Origin of the sequence: Nocardia altamirensis NBRC 108246 (assembly GCF_001612685.1) — a bacterium.
Lineage (GTDB): Bacteria > Actinomycetota > Actinomycetes > Mycobacteriales > Mycobacteriaceae > Nocardia > Nocardia altamirensis.
On sequence record NZ_BDAY01000062.1, the window covers coordinates 1 to 5045 of the forward strand.

A 5045-nucleotide genomic window follows, 5' to 3' on the forward strand; every position below is an offset into this window, starting at 1 on the left:
GGCGCTACGGGTCTCCTGACGAGTACGGCATCTCGGGGTTTGCACCCGATTAGCGTGGTTGCTTCGCCTGCCGTACCCGACTGACCTCCGCAGTCGATCACGCGGCGTCTCGTCCCAGCCGGGTCACTTGGCTGTGCTCCCGTCTCGAGAGCTTCAAGATCAAAAAATCGAGTCCCGCTAGCTCCACCGGGTATACGGGACTCGCACCCATTCTCGGGGCCGCGCCCGAGGATCCACAGAACTCCCATACGGTTCACAGGGGTTCTAGCCTCTGTGAACCGTATGGAGCCTGTGTGGGATCCACGGAAACGGTGTGGGTTTCGGCGGTCACCATCAAAGACGCCAATCCGCACTTGCTCTGGGGATCCGCACTCGTTCTGGGCTTGCCACGAGGTCGTTCTGGCTTGCCACAAGGGGTGCGGGTCCACGGTAAGGGTGCGGATTCGCGGAAAGGTTGCGTGGCTGCGAGGTCAGTGCCGGTGTAGGTATCTGCACCGTTGCGGGACACCTCGGCCACGCAGGCGGAGATTACGAACTACGTTGTGGCCGTTCAGGTTCTGCGCGAGATGACCATGATGTATTCGCAGGGAGCGTCTGTTCGGTTGGCGAAGCCGTGGTCGGCGTCGGCTTGGAAGAACAGGGAGTCGCCGGTGTTCAGGGTCTCGGTGATCCCGCCGATCGCGACGGTGAGGGTGCCGGCGAGCACCACGAGTTGTTTCTCCGTACCCGGCGGATAGGCGGGCAGCAGCCCGGTCGAGACCTGTGCGGGGAGGTAGTGGGCGACCATCTCGGCTCCGCCCGCGCCGGGGGCCGCTGACACGATGTGCCGTTCGAAACCGGTTTCCGGGTCGCGGAAGACGGGGCGAGCGTGCTTACGCATGACAACGGCTACACCAGATGCGGTAGCGGCTGCCCCACCGATCAGGTCGGACAGCGATGCGTCGAGCGCGTGCGCAATCTTGGACGCGACGCCGATCGTCGGGCTCTTCTCACCGCGTTCGACCTTGGACAGCATCGCCCGACTGACCGACGACTGCGTGGACAGCTGCTCCAGCGTCAGGCCCGCCTCCTCGCGGCGTCGCCGCACATTGGCGCCGAACGCGCCGGCCAGATCGTCACGGTGCTGTGGTTCGACCGCGTTTCCGTCTTGCTCGACCACCATGCTCCTCGATCGATGGACACCTCAACTGCCCACAGTGTAGGTTTCTCCTAAAGAAGATACGGTCTCCTATCAGAGACACGCCATCTGCACCCGGCACGACGGAGGTTTCCATGCATCAGATCTCGAGTGGCCAGCTCCATGCCACGTTCGAATTCGGCGATCTGCAGGTGATCTCGTTGCGCGACGGGTACATCGACATGCCGCAGACACGGCTCCGCAGCGAGGACGGGCGCACGCTCGATGAACTGCCTGCCGCCGTGCCGCTGGTCGGCGACAACTTGCGGCTGTCGGTCAACGCCTTCTTCGTCACCGACGGCACGCGGTCGGTGCTCATCGACACCGGCGCGTCCGACGTCTGGCACGACCCGACCATGGGATTGATCTATGGCGCACTCGACGAAGCGGGAATCGACCGCGCACAAATCACCGACGTGGCCATCACCCACAACCATGAAGACCACGTGAGCGGCCTGATCACGCCGGACGGTGCAGAGGCGTTCACCAAGCTCGAGCGCGTCTGGATCGGCGCAGGTGACACCTCGGTGTTCACGGGGCGGCTCGCGCCGATCCGCGACCGGGTAGTACCCGTATCGGAGAAGGTCGCGATCAATGACTGGGTCACCGCGGTCCCGACACCGGGCCACACCCCCGGTCACACCGTCTACGACGTCAGGAGCGGCACCGGCCACCTTCTCGTCTGGGGCGACACCGTCCACGTTCCGACGCTCCAATTCGAGCAGCCGAACGTGTGCTGGGAGTACGACGGCAACCGGTCCCAGGCCCGCGCCGAACGAGCGGCCCTGCTCGAACAGCTAACTCGACCAGACCATTTCGTAGCCGGCGCACACCTCGACTCACCCGGCATCGCCCGCGTAACCCCCTCCGGTGCAGGTTACGCACTGGAATACCTTGCGCGGCAGATAGGCTGACCGACCCGGTCGGCTCGCCTGCCTGCGATCCCACCACCGGATCAGGAGGCCGGGTCCGCTGCTGCAGCTGCCGGAATTGCTCGTAGGCCTCGCGGGGAAAGGCGATCCCGCTGCCGCGCACGACCAGCGCCATCGCGGTGCCGATCGTCACGCGGGCCGTGAACGCGTTGTCCGCGAAGAACTCCGCGCCGCCCTCCAGCCCCGAGCCCACGATTGCGGCCAAGGAGGCAATCGCGTCGGGCCCGACTGCTCACCCGCGAACCCATGCAGGATCAAATGACCGCCCATCGTGTATCCGCCGGTCTGGACCGACGGGGTCGACGGGCGGGCGGATTCGCACCGAGGGGGCACTGGTGCAGGTGGCTTCTCGGGCGATGCCTGCACCAGTGCCCCATGATCAATCGACCAACTCCAGAAGGGGCACTGGCAGCCCCACCGCGACTCGGTGCCGATCCCCATGGAGCGGTGGCGTATGCCGGAGTTGAGGGTGGGGTGAAGGCCGCAACGGACACGGTCCCCGCCGCCGTCGGGCAGCGGATCCACTCGGTTTCAGTGTGGCGGAACAGGATTCGCGACGCACCGCCAGCGAACGACCGAGCCTGGCCAACTCGTGAGATCGCCGGCAGTGGGGACGGCGGCGTTGCCACCGGTTGAGCTGCAACGGGCAAGTTGCACCGCCTCCGATGGACGTGGCCCAGCCGACCTCGGACGACGCGACCCGGTAGTTCGTTGCTACCCAACGCGACTCGGCAGCGCACCACCGAGTGCAGTCAACCCATGGGGGCGGGGGCGGCGTCGTAGCCGAAGGGTGGGGTGAAGCGGCCCCAGCGGATGTAGCTCAACGGGCGAGCGGCAACGCCTCCCATCGATGCGGCCCAGTCGCTCTCGGACGACGCGGCCTGGTAGTTCGTTGCTACCCAGCACGACTCGGCAGCGCACCACCGACTGCAATCAACCCGTGAGGGTGGGGCGACGTCGTAGCCGAAGGGTGGGGTGGAGCGGCCGCAGCGGATGCAGCTCAACAGGCAAGCGGCAACGCCTCCCATAGACGTGGCCCAGCCGACCTCAGACGACGCGGACCGGTAGTTCGTTGCTACCCAACAGGACTCGGCTGCGGACCGTCGAGTGCGATCAACCCATGGGGTCGTCGGGGGTGGGGGCTACGTCGTAGCCGAAGGGTGGGGTGAAACGGCCCCAGCGAATGCAGTCCCAGCCGCCGTCGGGCAGGGGGACCAGCTCGATGGTTTCGGTGTTGTCGAGGTGGTTGTTCGTAGTGAAGGGCGGGAGCACGTCGGCTAGGTAGCGGGAGACCAGGCGCATTGCGGCGCCGTGGTTGACCAGCAGCACATCGCCGGTCGACTCCGGTGTCAGGTAGGTCTTGCGTAGATCCGCGATGATCGGCAGGAAACGGGCGAGCACCTCGTGGCCCGACTCTCCGCCGGGTGGCCGCTCGTCCAGGTCGCCGTTGTGCCAGGCGCGGTAGATCCGCTGGAAGTAGGCGTGGGCCTCCTGGCTGTGCTCGCCCTCCATGTCGCCGACCTGGACCTCGTGCACGTTGTCCAGCACGGTGGCAGCGACGCCGGTCGCGGCCTCGATGTATCCGGCGGTCTGGCGGGCGCGTAGCGCCGCCGAGCAGAAGAGCACTCGCGGCGGGGCGAGCAACGTCTCACCGAACGTCTTCGCCTGTGCCGCACCGCGTTCGGTGAGCGGCAGGCCAGGAACCCTGGTGTCGAGGAGCTTCGCGACGTTGCCCTCGGTCTCCCCGTGCCGGACCAGCACCAACTTGCCCGTACTCACAGATCCGCCACCCCCTTTCGTAGCTGGGTCAGCCACTGCGCGGCCGCTTCGTCCGAGGGCGGCGGCGTGCCGGTGGCCGACGTCGCAGGCCAGGATCCGAGGAACCGGATCCGCGCGGTGCGATGCAACGCCTTCAATGCCTCGGCGACCGCGGTGTCGTCGATGTGCCCGACGCAGTCGAGATAGAACCGGTAGGTGCCCATGCCGGTCCGGGTCGGCCGGGATTCGATCCTGGTCAGATCGATTCCGCGAGTAGCGAATTCGGCGAACGCGCGCATCAGCGAACCCGGCTCGTTCGGCAGCTCGAGCACGATCGATGTGCGGTCGGCGCCGGTCGCGGGCGGCGCCACCCGCGGCAGGGTGACGAGCACGAAGCGGGTGATGGCCTGCTCGTGATCGGCCACCCCGGAAGCCAGCGCCACCAGCCCGAGCCGCTCGCCGGCCAATGCGGTCGAGACCGCGGCGTCGGCCTTGCCCGCCGTGACGTCCTCGGCCGCCGCCGCATTCGACGCCGAGACGTAGGCCTGCGCCAGCGGCAGCTGCCGCGCCACCCACTCGCGGACCTGGGCGGCGGCCACCGGATAGGCGGCCAGCGTGCGCACCTCGGCCAGACTCATGCCGGGCTTGGCCAGGATCGTGAAGGTCACCTCCAGCTCGGTCTCCGCGACGATCTGCAGTCGCGGACCGATGGCCAGCGAATCGAGCGTCGCCGAGATCGAGCCCTCGACCGAACTCTCGATCGGCACCACTGCGCCGTCGACGGCGCCGGACCGGATCAGTTCGAGCGCCGCCCCCTGACTGGGCGCGGCGATACGCTCGACAGCCCCATCAAAGGCTCCCGAGGATTCGAGGTCGGCAAGGGCCATCTCGGTGAAAGTTCCGGAGGGCCCGAAGTACGCGATACGCGGCACGGTTACGACCATACTTGCGTGCGCGACCAAGGCTCCGCGGATTTGTCGCCGCCCCTGTCAGACCATGGGTTTTATCGATCGCCGGAGGTGCACCAGGGCGAACTCACTCCGCGAAATCCCGCCACCGGTTCCCGGCAACCGTGAGTCGGGGGGTTGCGGCAGCGCCGGAGGTGCACCCATGCGACCCACTCCGCGAAATGCCACCACCGGTTCCCGGCAACCATGAGTCGGGGCTCGCGGCAGCGC

General features: G+C 67.2%; 4 protein-coding genes. 1 reads left to right on the top strand and 3 read right to left on the bottom strand.

Annotated features, from left to right (window positions below; translation table 11 throughout):
• Positions 1–550: 550 nt before the first annotated feature.
• Complete coding sequence (locus NA11_RS29355) at positions 551–1162, bottom strand: helix-turn-helix domain-containing protein (protein ID WP_084655177.1); 612 nt, start codon at positions 1160–1162, stop codon at positions 551–553.
• Between the two features lie 110 nt (positions 1163–1272).
• Here NA11_RS29355 and NA11_RS29360 point away from each other — a divergent pair, with 110 nt between their 5' ends.
• Complete coding sequence (locus tag NA11_RS29360; RefSeq protein WP_069165280.1) at positions 1273–2091, top strand: MBL fold metallo-hydrolase; 819 nt, start codon at positions 1273–1275, stop codon at positions 2089–2091.
• A 1131-nt stretch (positions 2092–3222) separates the two neighbouring features.
• Here the strand turns inward: NA11_RS29360 and NA11_RS29365 are convergent.
• Both NA11_RS29365 and pheA read right to left on the bottom strand, forming a co-directional pair.
• Positions 3223–3888: a histidine phosphatase family protein gene (locus NA11_RS29365; RefSeq protein WP_069165281.1), complete on the bottom strand. Its 666-nt coding sequence runs from the start codon at positions 3886–3888 to the stop codon at positions 3223–3225.
• A complete protein-coding gene (pheA, locus tag NA11_RS29370) occupies positions 3885–4799 on the bottom strand; it encodes a prephenate dehydratase (protein WP_069165283.1) in 915 nt (304 codons plus the stop codon). Before pheA ends, NA11_RS29365 begins: the two co-directional genes overlap by 4 nt.
• Positions 4800–5045 lie beyond the last annotated feature (246 nt).